Here is a 15,416-nt window from a genome sequence, read left to right as displayed (position 1 = left end):
GCGGGCAGGTAGATCATGGCGCCTATGGCAAGGCGGGCCGTGCCCGCACATGTCCCGACAATTGCCTCTGAAGCGGACGGGCAGCCAGCTCTGCCCGAGCCGGGCCGTCAGGTCCGCAAGAGCGCAGCGACCCGCGCCCGGTTGATCGAGGCGACGATCTCGTGCCTGGTCAAGCACGGCTACGCCCGCACGGTCACGCCCCTTGTCGCTGCCGAGGCCGGCCTCTCGCGCGGGGCCATGCTGCACCACTTCGCCAATGGCGATGCGCTGATCCGCGCGACCATAGTGGAACTGCACGAGCGCCGCCTCAATGCCTTCCGCCGCGCCTCGCAGGCCCACATGGGCGACGTGCGCGCGATGGTGCGCGGGTATTGGCAACAGTTGCAAAAGCCGGGCTTCATCGCCTTTCAGGAACTGGCCATGGCCGCGCGCACGGACCCCGGCCTTGCCGCCATTCTTCTCCCCCTGCAGGACGAGTTCGCGCAGAAGTTTCAGGCGCTGGCCGGGCAACTCTATCCTGAATGGACAGGTGAGCCGGGTCGCTTTGACCTTGCCATGGCGCTGTCGCAGACGCTTATGGAAGGCATGCGGATAGCCAGCCTAACAGGAGCAATGGGCGACCGCCTGATCGAGCCATTGCTCGATTTCCTCGAATCCAGCGTCAGGGCCCTGCGCCCCGGCGAGCATGCGGACATGACCATGGATAGGCCAAGATGAGCGAGAGAACAGGCGGAAAAGGCAAGGGACCGCTTGCCGGCGTCCGGGTGCTTGACCTGACGAGCGTGCTCATGGGCCCCTATGCCACGCAGATATTCGCCGATCTCGGCGCGGACGTGATCAAGATCGAAGGCCCGGCCGGAGACACCACGCGTGCCATCCCGCCCGGCCCGGATGCCACGCGCGGCGCGATGTTCCTGAACGTCAATCGCGGCAAGCGCAGCCTTGCGCTCGACCTCAAGCAATCGGCAGCCCGTGACGCCGTGCTGCGCCTTGCCGTTTCAGCAGATGTTTTCATCCACTCGATGCGCGCGCAGGCAATCGCGCGCCTCGGCCTCGATTACGAAGCGCTGAAAGCGGCCAACCCGAAGATCATTTACGCCAATCTCTATGGCTATGGCCGCAATGGCCCCTACCGCGATTACCCGGCCTATGACGACATCGTGCAGGCCGCCTCAGGCATTGTCGATCTGCAGGCGCGCCTCTCCGGCGGTGTGCCGACATATGCCGCCAATGTGATCGCCGACAAAGTCAGCGGGCTGACCGGAGCCTATGCGGTGATCGCCGCGCTCTTCGCCCGCGAACGCACCGGTCTCGGACAAGAGATAGAAGTCCCGATGTTCGAGACGATGGTCTCCTTCGCTGCGGTCGAGCATTTGTGCGGATCGCTGTTCGAGCCACCGCTCGGCCCTCCCGAATACCCCCGGGCCACCTCGCCCTCGCGCCGCCCCTATCGCACCGCTGATGGCTACGTCGGCGTGATGATCTACAACGACAAGCAGTGGCAGGCCTTCTTCCGCGAACTCGGCAATCCCGAATGGTCGCAGCATCCGATGTTCGCATCGATGCGCAGCCGCACCGAGAACATTTCTACCGTGCTGGCACAGGTAGCGCGCGAACTGGAAACGCGGACCACCGAGGAATGGATGGCGCTGTTCCGCCATGCCGAAATTCCGGCAACGCCCATCGCCTCGTTGCAGGACCTGCTCCACGATCCGCACCTGACCCAGACTGGCTTCTGGGAAGAGCGCGATACCGACGCCGGAACCCTGCGCTTTCCCGGAATTCCCACCGCATTCTCCGAAACGCCAGGCGCCATCGGCGATCCTGGCCCCGCTCTTGGAGCTGACAGCATGGCCGTTCTCGCGCAAGCCGGGTTCACGCCCGATGAAATCGATGCCCTTCTCGCAACTGGCGCGGTGATCGCATGAGCGGCGCGGCGCAAGCGTGGGACGAGGCCCTCGCCGAAGGTCACCTGATGCTCCAACGCCCGGTCGGCGGCGGGAGCCCGGTATTCCCGCCGCGCGAATTGGCACCCGGCACTGGCGGTCCGCTCGAATGGTTCGAAGCCTCAGGGCGCGGCACGGTGTACAGCGTGACTTGGGTCCGCAAGAAGCCGCCAGAACCTTCCTACAACGTCGTGCTGGTCGATCTTGAAGAAGGCGCAAGGATGATGGGCCGTGTCGAAGGCGTGACCGAAGACACCTTGCGCATCGGTATGCCCGTTCGCGCCCGCATTGCCGAAGGGACGCTCGTCGTTTTCGACATCGACGAAGGAGGCCAAGACTGATGGGCGACCGTTTCCCCCGCGCTCGCACTGCCGTCGCCGGAGCCGCCACATTCGGCGTCGGAGAGGCACCGGGCTATTCGACCATGGAGATCGCCGCCAACGCCGTCAGGCTCGCGCTTGATGATGCGGGCATCGCGCTCTCCGAAGTCGACGGCCTGTTCATCGCCCTGCCCGATGACCTGTTCGGCGGCCTGTCGCTGGCGCAATACCTCGGCCTCCACCCGCGCTTCACTGACAACAATCGCGCGGGCGGCGCCTCGTTCATGAGCCATCTCGTCACCGCCGTCATGATGCTCGATGCGGGCTACCTCGATTGCGCGGTGATTGCTTATGGCGCGAACCAGCGCTCCTCGGGCGGCAAGCTCTCCACGCCTGCCAAGCCTGACCGCTGGGACGCGCCCTACGCACCGATGTATCCGCTTTCGTTCTATGCCCTGGCCGCCGCGCGCCACTTGCACCAGTACGGCACCACGCGCGAGCATCTCGCCGAAGTCGCCGTCGCTGCGCGCCTGTGGGCCAATACCAACCCCGAAGCTTTCGCCAAGGGTCCGCTCACAATCGAGGACTGCCTCGCCGCGCGCCTGATCAGCACACCAATCTCCGCTCGCGATTGCTGCCTTGTCACCGATGGCGGCGCGGCGCTGGTCCTCACCCGCATGGATCGTGCGCGCGATGGCCGCCGCCCTCCCGTGCCGATCCTCGGCGCAGCGGCAGCGACATGGTACAACTCGATTACTCAGGCCGAGGACGTGACCGTCACCGCCGCCGCTGAATCCGGCCCCCGCGCAATGGCAATGGCCGGGGTCAAGCCGTCGGATATCGACGTCGTCCAACTCTACGACGCGTTCACCATCAACACGATCCTGTTCCTCGAAGACCTTGGCTTCTGCGCCAAGGGCGAAGGCGGCGCATTCGTTTCAGGCGGAAGGATCGCGCCGGGGGGATCGCTGGCGGTCAATACCAACGGCGGTGGTCTCTCCTGCTGCCACCCCGGCATGTACGGCATGTTCGCCATGGTAGAGGCCGTGCGCCAGATGCGCGGGGAAGCGGCCAACCAGATCGCTGACGCCAAGATCGCGCTCGCGCATGGAAATGGCGGGACGCTCTCGGCACAGGCAACGGTGATCTTCGGCAGCCCCGACACCGTCTGAGACAGTGTCGGAAGCCCGAGATCAAACCGCCTGAAGCTCCGCAATCAGGCTGTCGCGCAGTCGAAACTTCTGGATCTTGGACGTCGACATCGGCCACTCGGTCACCACGCGCACGTGACGCGGGATCTTGAAGCTGGCGAGCTTGCCCTTGCAGTGCGCGATCAGTTCCGCCTCACTTGCCTGCGCGCCATCCGCCAGTTCGACGAAGGCTGCGGGCACCTCGACATAGCGTTCGTCGGGCAGGCCGACGACTTGCGCCAACTTCACCGCCGGGTGGCTCTGCAGCATCGCCTCGATCTCTGCCGCCGCCACGTTCTCGCCACCAACCTTGAGCATGTCCTTGGTCCGGCCATGGAACATGACGTTGCCATTCTCGTCGATCGAACCGATGTCCCCGGTGTAGAACCAGCCATCGCGCAGCGCTTCGGCGGTCTTCTCGGGTGCGTTGTAATAGCCCTTGAGCATGTTCGGCCCGCGCAACACGATCTCGCCCCGCTCACCGGTGCCGCAGGCCGCACCGGTTTCGGGATCGACGATGCGCATTTCCCACTCATCAAGCGGATAGCCGCAACGCTCCGTCCTCGTCTCGTAGCTGTCTGACAGGCAGCTCGTGGACACAGTTCCGGCAGCCTCGGTCAGACCATAGGTGCCCACCTGGATCGTGTGCGGCATGGCGGCTTTCACCGCTTCCTTGATCCACGCCGGCTGCACCGCAAAGTTCGAGTTCATCACCCGCAGCCGCGAAAGATCGGTCTCACGGAAAGAGGGGTGATTGATGAGGTCCTGCATGATCGTCACGAAACTCGGATAGGCGATGGTCGCGCCTTCGCGGCCAAGCATCTCCAGTGCCACACCCGGCTCGAAGTGCGGGACGGTCATGTAGGTGCCGCCAAGATCGAGAATCATGATCATCGGCAGGATACCGGCGATGTGGAAGATCGGCAGCGGGGACCAGACTTTGTCCGCGCCAGTGCACTCGTACCGGCGCCCGAGATTGCGGCTGTTGCCCACCTGGCCCCGGTGCGAGATCAGCGCACCCTTGGGGCTCGATGTCGTCCCCGAAGTATAGAGAATCATCGCCGTATCTTGCGGGTCCACCGCATCGATGCGCGCTTCGACTTCAGCAACATCGACCCTCTCTCCCAGCGCCAGCGCTGCGGAAAGCGGCATCATTGCAGGCGAGCAGTGTTCATCGAGCGCAATGATCGTGCGAAGCAGTGGCGCCTCGGGAAGCTTCAGCCCGGCTTTTGCAGACTGGCCTGCGAGCGAGGGCAAAGCCGCCTCGACCCGTTCGCAGAAGTCGAGCGAATCGGTCAGCCGTCCGGCCGTCACCAGCAGCACGAGATCGGCATCCTCGGTCAGGTAGGCCAGCTCGTGCGCCTGATAGCGGGCGTTGATCGGAACTGCCACGGCTCCGGCCATTGCTATTCCGCAGAACGCCTCGATGAATCCGGTGCATGTTGGCATCAGCAGCCCGACATGCTCGCCCTTCTTCACGCCCAGCGCAATGAGCGCAGAAGCCCAGCGCCGTGCAGCGGCGTCCAGGTCGCTGTAAGTCAATCGCCGGTCGGGAAAGACGATCGCCTCGGCAGGCCCGAACGCCCGCGCGGACTGCCTGATCATCGCACCGATGGTGTAGATTGATTGCCGGTCTTCCATTCATCCCCCTGCCCGCAGGCAGCTTCGGCGTCCTTGGCCATCGCAGGCGCCTTTCGTTGTCGCAGCCAGAATAACCGGCATCAGGAAAAAGACAATCATATCTGTCTTTTTTTGATGATCCCGACGCCTGTCATCAGCCTTGCGCCGTCATTCTTGCCCAATCACGCACCGTCGCGCTATGGCGGGAGATTGAACGGGGCGCTGCCCCATGCAAATTGTATTCAGGCGAACCACCATGGCACTTTCCCGTACCCGGATCGCTCGCCCCGTCAGGCAGCCACGACCTGCAGGCGAAAAAGGACCGCAGCTTCAGGCCGCCAAGGCCGCGCAGACCCGCGCCAGGCTGATCGATGCAGTCGTGCGCTGCCTCGTCAAATATGGCTATGCCAACACCACCACGCCCAAGGTGGCCGAGGAGGCCGGTCTCTCGCGCGGCGCGATGATGCATCACTTTGAGAACGGCACGGCCCTGATCAAGGCTGCCATCGCCGAACTGCACGACAAACGGCTGCGCGCCTTTCGCCGCGCGGCAGACAAGCCCGTCCATGAAGTGACCGACCTCGTCGAGACCTACTGGCGCCAGCTGCAAAAACCGGCCTTCATTGCGTTCCATGAACTGGCCGTGGCAGCCCGAACCGACAGCGAACTCGCCAGCATTCTCAAGCCTTTGCAGGATGAGTTTGCCGAGAAGTTCAATGCCCAGGCCGAACAGCTCTTCCCTGAATGGGCGTCGTCCCCGGCAAACTTCGCCCTTGCGATGACGCTTTCGCAGACGATCCTCGAAGGCATGGCCATCAGCCTGCAGACCGGGGCGATGGATGCCGGGAAAGTCGAGCCGATGCTACGGCATCTTGAGGGCCAGATCGCGGCGCTTGCCCCGCCTGCTTCGGCCTGAAACGATCGCGCATCACTCGACTGATCATTGCACACGGCAACAAAGGTTGCCTGCGGGCGGCTTTGCACTCAACAACGGGCCATGCCGCGTGGTATCACTCGGGTTGTCTGGCACCCCACTCTTCCGAGCAAAATGCTCGAATGTGACAAAAACACAATCAAACCTGTTTGTCTTTTTTATTGCAACTCGCTAACCTCCGGGGCAATGGGTTTCGACGGGGGGTTCGACGGGGGTCACCACCAGATCGAACCGCAAGGGGAGAGCCTTTGAACGCGCCGAACATCAATGCACCGCGCATCTTCCGTCCCGAACCGGGCGATCCGGGCCGCCCACGGCGCGGGCTCGACGACGAATCGCTAGCGCAGCAGACCACCATCTTCCGTGAAGACCTGCTTGAAGGTCATACGATCCTGATTACCGGGGCCGGCAGTGGCATGGGCAAGGCCGCAGCTTTCCTCGCCGCCAAGCTCGGTGCAAACGTCGCGATCTGTGGTCGCGACATGGAAAAGCTCGAAGGCACCGCCAGCCTGGTCAGCAAGCACACCGGCAAGGACATCTTCTGCCAGTCGACCAACATCCGTGACCCGGACGCCGTCGAGGCACTGATCGCAGGCGTCCACGATCACTTCGGCGGGCTCGATACACTGGTCAACAACGCTGGCGGCCAGTTCCCGCAGGATGCCATCGATTTCTCCCGCAAGGGCTGGCTCGCGGTGATCGACACCAACCTCAACGGCACATGGTGGATGATGCAGGAAGCGGCCAAGCGCTGGCGCGCCGATGGCAAGCCCGGCCACATTATCAATATCGTCGCCAATGTCGAACGCGGCATGCCGCAGGCCGCGCACACCTGCGCCGCACGTGCAGGCGTGATTTACCTGTCCAAGACGGTCGCCACAGAATGGGCGCCCCACAACGTGCGCGTCAATTGCATCGGCCCCGGCGTGATCGAGACCGAGGGTTTCCGCATGTATCCCGAAGAAGCGCTCGCCCGCTTCCACAAGGCCAACCCGATGAAGATGCGCGGCAACGCCTGGGACGTGGCCGAAGCCATCGCCTATCTCGCCTCGCCTGCCGCCCGCTTCGTCAACGGCGATCTGATGATCATCGATGGCGGACAGGCGCAGTGGGGCGTGATCTGGCCAGCAGGCATGCCCGACTACTTCTCGGAGGACGGCGCGGCCTGATCGCCAGCAGTTCAATCAGAACAAGTATGGAGAAGGATATGGGCAGAGTTCAAGGCAAGGTCGCCCTCGTCACGGGCGGAGCATCGGGCCTCGGCGCTGCCGACAGCGCCGCACTCGCCCGCGAAGGCGCGACCGTGGTGATCACTGACGTAAACCTCGCCAGCGCACAGAAGGTAGCCGACGAGATTGGCAACGGGGCCATCGCGCTGGCGCTCGACGTTTCAAGCGAGGGCCAGTGGGTCGCCGTTCTGGCAGAGATCGAAAGCCGCTTCGGCCGTCTCGACGTGCTGGTGAACAATGCCGGGGTCGTGCTCAACGCCGATGTCGAGGACACCAGCCTCGAGAAGTTCCGCTGGGTCAATTCGATCATGACCGACGGCGTGTTCCTCGGCATGAAGCACGCCATTCCACTGATGAACAAGGGCGATGGCGGCTCGATCATCAACATGTCGTCAGTAGGCGCGCTGCTCGGCTACCCGATCTACTTCGCCTATTCCGCCGCCAAGGGCGCGGTGCGCTCGATGACCAAGTCGGTCGCCGTCATGGCTCAGGTCAAAGGCTACAAGATCCGTTGCAATTCGGTGCACCCCGGCGCAATCGAGACTCCGATGGTCCAACAGGCTGAGGGGCGCCCGGGGCAGGTGCAGGAAATCCCGGCCGGCGTCCTTCCCTTTGGAACCCCCGGCCACCCGGACGATGTGGCCGCGCTGGTGGTGTTCCTGGCCTCCGACGAATCCCGCTTCATCACCGGTGCCGAACTGGTGATCGACAACGGCGTGACCATTCGCCCATTCTAAGCCCTTCGAGGGTCGCAACGAAAAGGGGGCGGTGTCATCTGACGCCGCCCCCTTTTCACGTTATGTCGACAGACCGGGTCAGCCCTGCATCATCCGGTCCAGTTCGGCATGGAAGTGACGCAGTCGCCCCTCCTGCTCGCTCCACAGCGGTCCCTTGAACCCGCGAGAATGCGCGCCCCTCTGCACGACTGGCAGCAGGTCGCTGTCCTGATCGAGCACCTCGCCAAGGCACGGCGGCTCACCAAGCTTGGTGTGGACAATCTCGGGCCGCGTGCGCCCCGACATGTCCACGTCCGCGCCCATACCCATCCACGCGGGCGCCCCGTATCCCGGCGCGTCGACATGGCGATAGAGGATGCAGGTGTCGTAAGTGAACTGGTTCGGATCGGTCGCATGCGGAATGAAGCGATGCAGGAACACGGCCTCAGGATGGCAGCCGATCTGCACGTTGGGAAAGATCGAATAGACCACTGAATCCGAAAGCTGGCTGTCGCTGAAGCGCTCGTAGCGCAGTCCCAGCTCGTCCGAACGGCGGCGCTTGGCCTGCTGGACCGCAGCGCGCGTCTCGCGCGCGGTTCCGGAGTAGGTCTCCGGATCGATCCCCGCATCGCGCAGCATCATCTGGATGCCGGGATTGACGCCTTCCTGATCCGGGAAGCGCGGAGACGGTTGCGCAAAGGGCACGAATTGACGGCTGAGCCCGCCCGGCCAAAGGTCGATCTGGGTGCGGTCGTCCATCAGGCACTGCGTCTGCGGATGCACCGCGTGGAGGTGGTAGATCTCGGCAAAGGCATCCACCCCGCCCTTCCAGTTCGCCCCCCAGTCCGACCGCCGGTGCTGAACGACATACATCTGGTCGATCTCGTAGAGTTCGAGCTGCGGCAGGATGGGCCCCAGAAACTCGCGTAGCGGCTTGATGTCCGGGTCCATCGAAATGAACACGAGCCCCGCCGCCACTTCGCACCGCACCGAACTGAGATCCGTGCCATGACACAACACTTCGGGCCGGAACGTCTCGGCATCGGTCACCGCCTCGTTGCGACCGTCAAGCCCGAACTTCCAGCTGTGGAAGGGACAGGTGAACCGATCGAGCGAACCCATGTCGCCCATGACCAGCTGGCTGCCTCGATGCGGGCAGACGTTGTAGTGCGCGTGGATCGTGCCATCCTCACCGCGCACGACGATGAAGCTTTCCGGACCGATGTCGAACTTGAAGAAATCCCCCGCTTCCGGGATGTCTGAAGCAGGGCCCGCCAGAAGCCAGCTGCGGGCGAAGACCTTTTCCCACTCCTCGCGCGCGAAACCGGGATCGGTGTAGCGCTCGGGGCCGGGGCGACCGGTGCCGTTGTCGATGCGCGGGGCGCGGTCGTTGAACGGATGGTGTGCGCCGGTGTGGATGTCCCACAGGTCGAAGTCGGTCTTCATCATGCGCTCCTCGGACAGAAACGGCCGCGCCCGGAAGCGCGACCGTCTGCATTGGTTTGTCCCTCCCGAAACGGGATCACATACCGCGGAACTTCACGCCAACCTCGATGCCGTAGTAGCGCGGCGCGCCAAAGTTGGAGTTGAGCCAGAGACCAGCCACGTTCTGCGATGCGATGCGATAACGCTCGTCGGTCAGGTTCCGGCCGATCACGCGGAAGTAGTAGTTGTCATCCGCCTGCGCGATGGTGAGTGAAGCGTTGACCAGGGTACGCGCATTGAGGAACGTGTTCCCCAGCGGATCGTCGATTGCCTGCGTGTTCAGGTTGCGGCTGGTATAGGCAGCCGACGCGTTGGCCACGAACTTGAAGTTCGAGGTAATCGGTGTCTCATAAGTACCGTCGATCGTCCATTGCCACTTGGGCGCACGGTCAAGCGGTGCAGTCGCAAGATCGTACCCGGCGGTGGGCGCGGTGTACTTGTCGTAAGCCGCATCCTGATAGCCGAGCACGCCGCGCAGCTGGAAGCCCTTGAACAGACGCGCCGTCGCTTCGGCCTCGAGGCCCTTCACCGTCGCGCTCGCCGCGTTGACGAAGATCGTCACCTGGTTCGGGTTGCCGTTGACCACGATCGGCACGTTGAGCTGCTTCTGCAGGTCCTTGTACTTCACGTAGAAGCCGGTGAGGTTGAAACGCAGGCGGCGGTCGAACAGTTCGGTCTTCACACCGGCTTCATAGCTGTCGGCCGTTTCCGGACGGGTTGCACGTGCAGCGGTGCGGAAAGCGTTGAGGTCTGTCCCGAAGGCTGCAAAACCACCGATCTGGTCGTTGAAGCCGCCGCCCTTGAACCCGCGCGAATACGTGGCGTAGGCAAAAACGTCAGGCGTGGCCTGCCAGCCAAGGCTCGCGCGCCAGGTTGCGCGGCGGGCACGGTCGTTGACCGTGACGACGCCGGCCGGATACTTGAACACGCTGGCATCGAGCGCTTCATCGATCTGGATCGATGGATCGAAGCCGCCGCCGAGTTGCGGTACAAATACCTGCTGACGGCCGAACCAGTCCTTGTCTTCCCAGGTGTGGCGCACGCCTGCGGTGAAGGTGATTTCGGGAGTGATCTTGTAGGTACCTTCGGCAAATGCCGCCTTCGACCGCGACTTCTGCGCGTTGCACAGGATGTAAGGCGTGTCGTTCCAGTTGCCGAACGGCAGCGGGCCCGAGGCCAGGTCGAGGAAGCCGAGGATCTGTGCCACGCAGAAATCGACCGTCTCGCGCTGATAGAAGCCACCAATGACCATATCGAACGGCCCGCCTAGATCGGTGGCGAAGCGCAGTTCTTGCTGGAAGGTCTTGCGGTTGTCATCACGCGTCGCATCGAAGAACGAGAGCGGTTGACCGTCAGCAGCAATCGGCGCTGCACCGGCATAGGAGTTCGGAATGCGCGAAGCCTGCTTGCGCCAGCCGGTCACCGACGTCAGCTTGCCGAATTCGAAGTCGATGTCACCGTTCAGGTAGAAGCCGTCAACCGAGATGCGCTGCCCGTCGCGCATCTTGATCAACCCATCCTGGCGATAGGTCACCGCTGCATTGTCGAGCGGATCGCTGCTGTTCGGATTCTGGCGGATCGTGCCGAGCAGGTCGGTCAGGAATGGCGTGTTGCCGGTGTAGAGATAGTTCTCGTTGACGGAGGGCACCGTGTCGGAACGGTCCCGCAGCCGCTCGTACTGGGCGAGGATCGAAATGCGATCGGTCGGCTCCCAGAGCAGCTTGGCACGCAGGTTGTAGACATCCTTGCCGCCCGCACGCTTGCCATCAAGGCATCCGCTGCGGCCGTTGAACTTGTTGGGCGCAAAGCCGGTTACCGGGCCATAGCAGGCACCATTGCGATAGAACCCGTCCGACTTCTCGATACCGCCGACAAGGCGAAGCGCGAGGGTGTCGCCGATCGGCATGTTCATCGCCGACTGGAATCGCACGGTGTTGAAGCTGCCGTACTCGGCGCGAGCATCGACGCCAAAGCTCTGCAGTTCGGGTCGCTTAGTGCGGACGGTGACCGCGCCGCCGGTGGTGTTCTTTCCGAACAACGTCCCCTGCGGACCGCGCAACACTTCGACCTGCGCCACGTCGAACACATCGAGCAGCTGGGTCTGGACCGAGGAGACCACGAAGTCGTCGACCAGCACCGCGACCGGAGGCTCAAAATAGACGATGATCGAAGTCTGGCCGACGCCGCGCATCGCGAAGGAGGCGGCGTTGAAGTTGGTGATCGTATTGGCCGAGAAGTTCGGCACGAAAGCGGCAAGATCGCCAAGGTCGCGCGGGCTCGCCTGACGGATCAGCGTGCTGTCCACGGCGGAAATCGCAACCGGGGTCGACTGTAGATTCGAGTCACGACGCAGAGCGGTCACGACAATCTCGTTCAGCCGGTCACTCTGGTCGACCTGGGCAGTGTCCTGCGCGGCGCCCTGCGGCTCGTCTGCAGCACTTTCGGGCGCGGCATTTGCCAGCGCAGGTGCCGACACAAGTGTTGAAGCCAGGGCCGACGCCACGAGGGCACACGCAGCGGTCGATCGCCGCAGATAACTGCTCAGCATCCGTCTCTCCTCATTTCCCGCCATCCTTGCGGGTTGCGGCGAGATTACCGCTAAACGGACTTTTTGCAAGCAGACATGTATGTTTTTTTATCGAGCCTTTCGGGCAGGCGCACATGCTCTTCGACAACGGGCGCGGCCCACTGCGGAAAACCCTGACCGACCATACATTCATGATTGTTTTTGAATTGCTCCCGCGTATCATGCCCGCGAACATGCAGCAGCACCGCACGACAGAGGCAGGCTGCGGGAGAGAACTCGAGATGGCCGCACAGGGCGCAAGCCCCCTAACCGATGCAAACGGGTCCGGCGCGAATCTGGAATCAAGAATCGCGCGCCTCGAGGCCGAATCGCAGATCCGCCAGTTGGTCGCGCGCTACAGCTTCGACATCGACGACCGCCGCGTCGAAGCTGTCCGCAGCCTGTTTGCCGACGATGCCGTGCTGCGCTCTGCCGATGGAGTGATGAACGCAAGCGGCGTCGATGCGATCATGCGCCAGTTTGACGGCCGCTTCGCCGTACTCGGCCCCGGCCACCACGTGATGCACGACATCCAGATCGATTTCGAAAGCGACACCACTGCGCGAGGCCGCGTCTCGGGCCATGCCGAACTTTGGCGCGGCGGACGGATGATGGTCGCCGCCCTGCGCTATGCCGATCGCTATCGCCAGACCCCGCGCGGATGGAAGTTCGCCGAGCGCGTGATCTCGTTCCTCTATTACGTGCCGGTCGAGAGCTACCCCGGGATCCTGGGCACTCGCAACCGCAACCACGCCTACGCCGACCCCCTGCCCGCCGACTTTCCCGAAAGCCTGCCGGACTGGGTCGCCTACGAGCACTCGCAGGGCCGCGCCTGAAGCCGGCCGCACCAAGGACAAGAGGCACAACTGATGGCATTCAGCTTTCTCTCGCGCTTCCGCATCGCGCCGGACAAGGAAGCGCTCTTCATTGCGCTAGCTGGACAGATGGAGGCGCTTTCGGCCAGCGAGCCCGGCACGCTCGACTACAAGTTCTACCGTTTGGCAGAACCCGGCATGTTCGCCGTCTACGAAAGCTTCGTCGATGAGGACGCTGACCGTGCGCACATGGAATACCCGCACAACAAGCCACTGATAGAACAGATGATCGCCTGCATGGACGGGCACTACGTCCGCGAGATGCTCTACGATCTGCAGCCGCCATCGGGAGAATGAGAATGGCCAAGAAGAGCTTCATTGCGCGCTTGCGCACGCGTCCCGAAAAGCGGGCCGAATTGATCGCGCTCCAGACCGAGCTCAAGAAGCTGGTCTTCGAACAGGAACCTGATGCGCTCGTCTACGAGTTGTTCCAGTCCGATGACGATCCCGACGTTTTCGAATGCGTCGCCACCTTCCGTGACGATGCCGCCTTCGAGAAGCACATGCACATCGACTTCCACGACCGCTTGGTGCCGCCGATCCTCGAATGCCTTGCCGAGGACATGACCATCGCCTTCTACCGCTCGCTCGATTGACGCCGGGAACCCCTGCCATGACCACGCTCCTGCGCCGCCTGTTCGCTCCTTCGCTGCCCCTGCTTGCCGCCTGCGGCCTTGCGGGCGCTTCGCTGATCCACGCCGCCACGCCTCAGCGGATAAAGTCGCACGAGGATCTCCAGTCCTACGATACGCCGCGCATCGATCCCGCCACCGCGCCGGGGCGGCCCATCTTCGAACAGCACTGCGCAATGTGCCATCTCGGCGGCGTGCCCAAGGCACCATCGCCGGCCTTCCTCGAGATGGTCCCGCCCGATTCCATCGTCTCGGCACTGACCGACGGGGTCATGCGCACCCAAGGCGCCGCACTCACCGCGCAGGAGCGCATCCAGGTCGCCGAATACCTGACCCGGACTCCCTACGCCGCCTACAAGCGCCCCGCCCCGCCCGCGCAGTGCACCGGCGATACCGCGCGCATGGACATGGCCGATGCCCCTGCCCCGGTAGGCTGGGGCCATGACAACCGCCGCTTCGTACCCGCTGACGTCGCAGGCCTCCCCATGGCCAGCATTCCGAAACTGAAGCTCAAGTGGGCCTTCGCCTACCCCGCCTCCAACCGCGCCCGCTCGCAGCCGACGCTGGCTTTGGGCACGTTGTTCGTCGGCAGCCAGGACGGCACCGTCTATGCCTTCGATCCGGAAACCGGTTGCACCCGCTGGACCACCCGCCTCAGCGCCGAAGTCCGCACTGCCATCGTCGCGGATGCTGCCAGCCATCGCCTCTATTTCGGCGACCTTCTCGGCAAGGTCCACGCGCTCGACGCGTTGACCGGCAAGGAACTCTGGGCCGAACGCCTGAGCGACCATGCCGATGCCACGATCACTGGCTCGCCCACGCTCGGCGGCGGACTGCTCTATGTTCCCGTCTCCTCGCTCGAGGTCGTCCAGGCGGGCAATCCCAAGTACGCCTGCTGCACCTTCCGTGGCTCGGTCGTCGCGGTCGATCCAGCCACCGGCAAGGAAGTCTGGCGCGCTTGGACCGCAGGCGAACCGCGCCCGCAGGGCAAGACCGCGATCGGCACGCCGATCCTCGGCCCTTCGGGTGCGCCGGTCTGGGGCAGCCCCAGTTATGACGCCGCCTCCGGGCGCCTGTTTTTCGGCTCGGGCGAGAACTACTCCACGCCCGCCGACGAGAACTCGGACGCCGTCTTCGCAGTAGATGCGAAAACGGGAAAGCTGCTCTGGCGCACCCAGCTCACGCCCAAGGACGCATGGAACGTCGGCTGCATGGTCGGCAACGAATCCTGCCCGGTCGAGAACGGCCCTGATTATGACGTCGCCGCCTCTCCCCTGCTCCTGCCCACCGGCAATGGCGGACAGATGCTGGTGATCGGCCAGAAATCGGGCATCGCCACTGGCCTTGATCCCGCAACCGGCAAGATCACCTGGCAGACGCGCCTCGGCCACGGCGGCACGCAAGGCGGCGTACACTTCGGCATGGCAGCAGAAGGTGGCACAGCCTTCGTCCCGCTCAACGACATGGCCGACACCTACGACGCCCGCTTCTACGACCCCAAGCTGCGCGGGGCGGGACTGCACGCGGTCGATGCCGCCACCGGCAAGGTCAAATGGTTCACCCGCGCGCCCGACGCCTGCAATGGCAAGCGCTTCTGCGATCCGGGCATTTCGTCTGCCGTGACTGCCATCCCTGGCGCGATATTCGCCGGCCACCTCGACGGCATGTTCCGTGCCTACGACAGCCAGACCGGGAAGATCCTCTGGCAATACGACACGACCAGGCCCGTGACCACGATCGACGGCCGCACCACCACCGGCGGCAGCATGAGCGGCCCCGGCGCTGCGGTGTGGAAGGGCAAGGTCATCGTGAACTCGGGCTACGGCATGTACAGCCACATGGCGGGCAACGCCCTGCTGGTCTTTTCAACCGACAAGTGAACCTCAAACCCTCGCTCTGGCTT

At 63.8% G+C, this 15,416-nt stretch carries 14 protein-coding genes; 11 read left to right on the top strand and 3 right to left on the bottom strand.

The features are described 5' to 3' along the window. Positions 1-39: 39 nt before the first annotated feature. The 4 genes from ACZ1JX_RS00875 to ACZ1JX_RS00860 are packed head-to-tail and all read left to right on the top strand — an operon-like array spanning position 40 to position 3,438. A complete protein-coding gene (locus ACZ1JX_RS00875; protein ID WP_465124953.1) occupies positions 40-717 on the top strand; it encodes a TetR/AcrR family transcriptional regulator in 678 nt (225 codons plus the stop codon). Then, the gene (locus tag ACZ1JX_RS00870; RefSeq protein WP_465124952.1) at positions 714-1,928 is read left to right on the top strand and encodes a CaiB/BaiF CoA transferase family protein; all 1,215 of its coding nucleotides are present in this window, start codon (positions 714-716) and stop codon (positions 1,926-1,928) included. The genes ACZ1JX_RS00875 and ACZ1JX_RS00870 overlap by 4 nt, the downstream gene beginning before the upstream one ends. Beyond that, entirely contained in the window at positions 1,925-2,287 is a 363-nt protein-coding gene (locus ACZ1JX_RS00865) for a Zn-ribbon domain-containing OB-fold protein (RefSeq protein WP_465124951.1), read from the top strand. Before ACZ1JX_RS00870 ends, ACZ1JX_RS00865 begins: the two co-directional genes overlap by 4 nt. Continuing rightward, entirely contained in the window at positions 2,287-3,438 is a 1,152-nt protein-coding gene (locus ACZ1JX_RS00860) for a thiolase (protein WP_465124950.1), read from the top strand. The genes ACZ1JX_RS00865 and ACZ1JX_RS00860 overlap by 1 nt, the downstream gene beginning before the upstream one ends. 21 nt (positions 3,439-3,459) lie before the next feature. Here ACZ1JX_RS00860 and ACZ1JX_RS00855 read toward each other — a convergent pair whose 3' ends face one another. Beyond that, positions 3,460-5,097: a class I adenylate-forming enzyme family protein gene (locus ACZ1JX_RS00855; RefSeq protein WP_465124949.1), complete on the bottom strand. Its 1,638-nt coding sequence runs from the start codon at positions 5,095-5,097 to the stop codon at positions 3,460-3,462. Between the two features lie 235 nt (positions 5,098-5,332). On the opposite strand from ACZ1JX_RS00855, the gene ACZ1JX_RS00850 reads away from it, so the two are divergent. From ACZ1JX_RS00850 to ACZ1JX_RS00840, 3 genes are all read left to right on the top strand, one after another. Further along, positions 5,333-5,992 (top strand): TetR/AcrR family transcriptional regulator, encoded by a 660-nt coding sequence (locus ACZ1JX_RS00850; protein WP_465124948.1) that lies wholly within the window; start codon positions 5,333-5,335, stop codon positions 5,990-5,992. A 266-nt stretch (positions 5,993-6,258) separates the two neighbouring features. Continuing rightward, positions 6,259-7,179, top strand: coding sequence for an SDR family oxidoreductase (locus ACZ1JX_RS00845; protein WP_465124947.1), 921 nt, complete (start codon positions 6,259-6,261; stop codon positions 7,177-7,179). A gap of 38 nt (positions 7,180-7,217) precedes the next feature. Continuing rightward, positions 7,218-7,976 (top strand): SDR family oxidoreductase, encoded by a 759-nt coding sequence (locus ACZ1JX_RS00840; RefSeq protein WP_465124946.1) that lies wholly within the window; start codon positions 7,218-7,220, stop codon positions 7,974-7,976. A gap of 78 nt (positions 7,977-8,054) precedes the next feature. Here ACZ1JX_RS00840 and ACZ1JX_RS00835 read toward each other — a convergent pair whose 3' ends face one another. Both ACZ1JX_RS00835 and ACZ1JX_RS00830 read right to left on the bottom strand, forming a co-directional pair. Beyond that, positions 8,055-9,401 (bottom strand): aromatic ring-hydroxylating oxygenase subunit alpha, encoded by a 1,347-nt coding sequence (locus ACZ1JX_RS00835; protein WP_465126325.1) that lies wholly within the window; start codon positions 9,399-9,401, stop codon positions 8,055-8,057. Between the two features lie 76 nt (positions 9,402-9,477). After that, positions 9,478-11,988, bottom strand: coding sequence for a TonB-dependent receptor (locus tag ACZ1JX_RS00830; RefSeq protein WP_465124945.1), 2,511 nt, complete (start codon positions 11,986-11,988; stop codon positions 9,478-9,480). A gap of 200 nt (positions 11,989-12,188) precedes the next feature. On the opposite strand from ACZ1JX_RS00830, the gene ACZ1JX_RS00825 reads away from it, so the two are divergent. Genes ACZ1JX_RS00825 through ACZ1JX_RS00810 form a run of 4 tightly spaced genes read left to right on the top strand, consistent with a single transcriptional unit; the run spans position 12,189 to position 15,393 of the window. Then, on the top strand, positions 12,189-12,842 hold the full coding sequence (locus tag ACZ1JX_RS00825; protein ID WP_465124944.1) for a nuclear transport factor 2 family protein: 654 nt from the start codon (positions 12,189-12,191) through the stop codon (positions 12,840-12,842). Between the two features lie 33 nt (positions 12,843-12,875). Next, positions 12,876-13,178, top strand: a complete 303-nt coding sequence (locus ACZ1JX_RS00820) for a putative quinol monooxygenase (protein ID WP_465124943.1) — start codon at positions 12,876-12,878, stop codon at positions 13,176-13,178. A gap of 2 nt (positions 13,179-13,180) precedes the next feature. Beyond that, complete coding sequence (locus ACZ1JX_RS00815) at positions 13,181-13,477, top strand: putative quinol monooxygenase (protein WP_465124942.1); 297 nt, start codon at positions 13,181-13,183, stop codon at positions 13,475-13,477. Positions 13,478-13,494: 17 nt separating this feature from the next. Continuing rightward, entirely contained in the window at positions 13,495-15,393 is a 1,899-nt protein-coding gene (locus tag ACZ1JX_RS00810) for an outer membrane protein assembly factor BamB family protein (protein ID WP_465124941.1), read from the top strand. The last annotated feature ends 23 nt before the right edge of the window (positions 15,394-15,416 follow it).

The organism is Novosphingobium sp. BL-A-41-Hi4A-0G (assembly GCF_055521735.1).
Note: the sequence above shows the minus strand (reverse complement) of the source record. Positions and strands in the feature narration are given on the sequence as shown.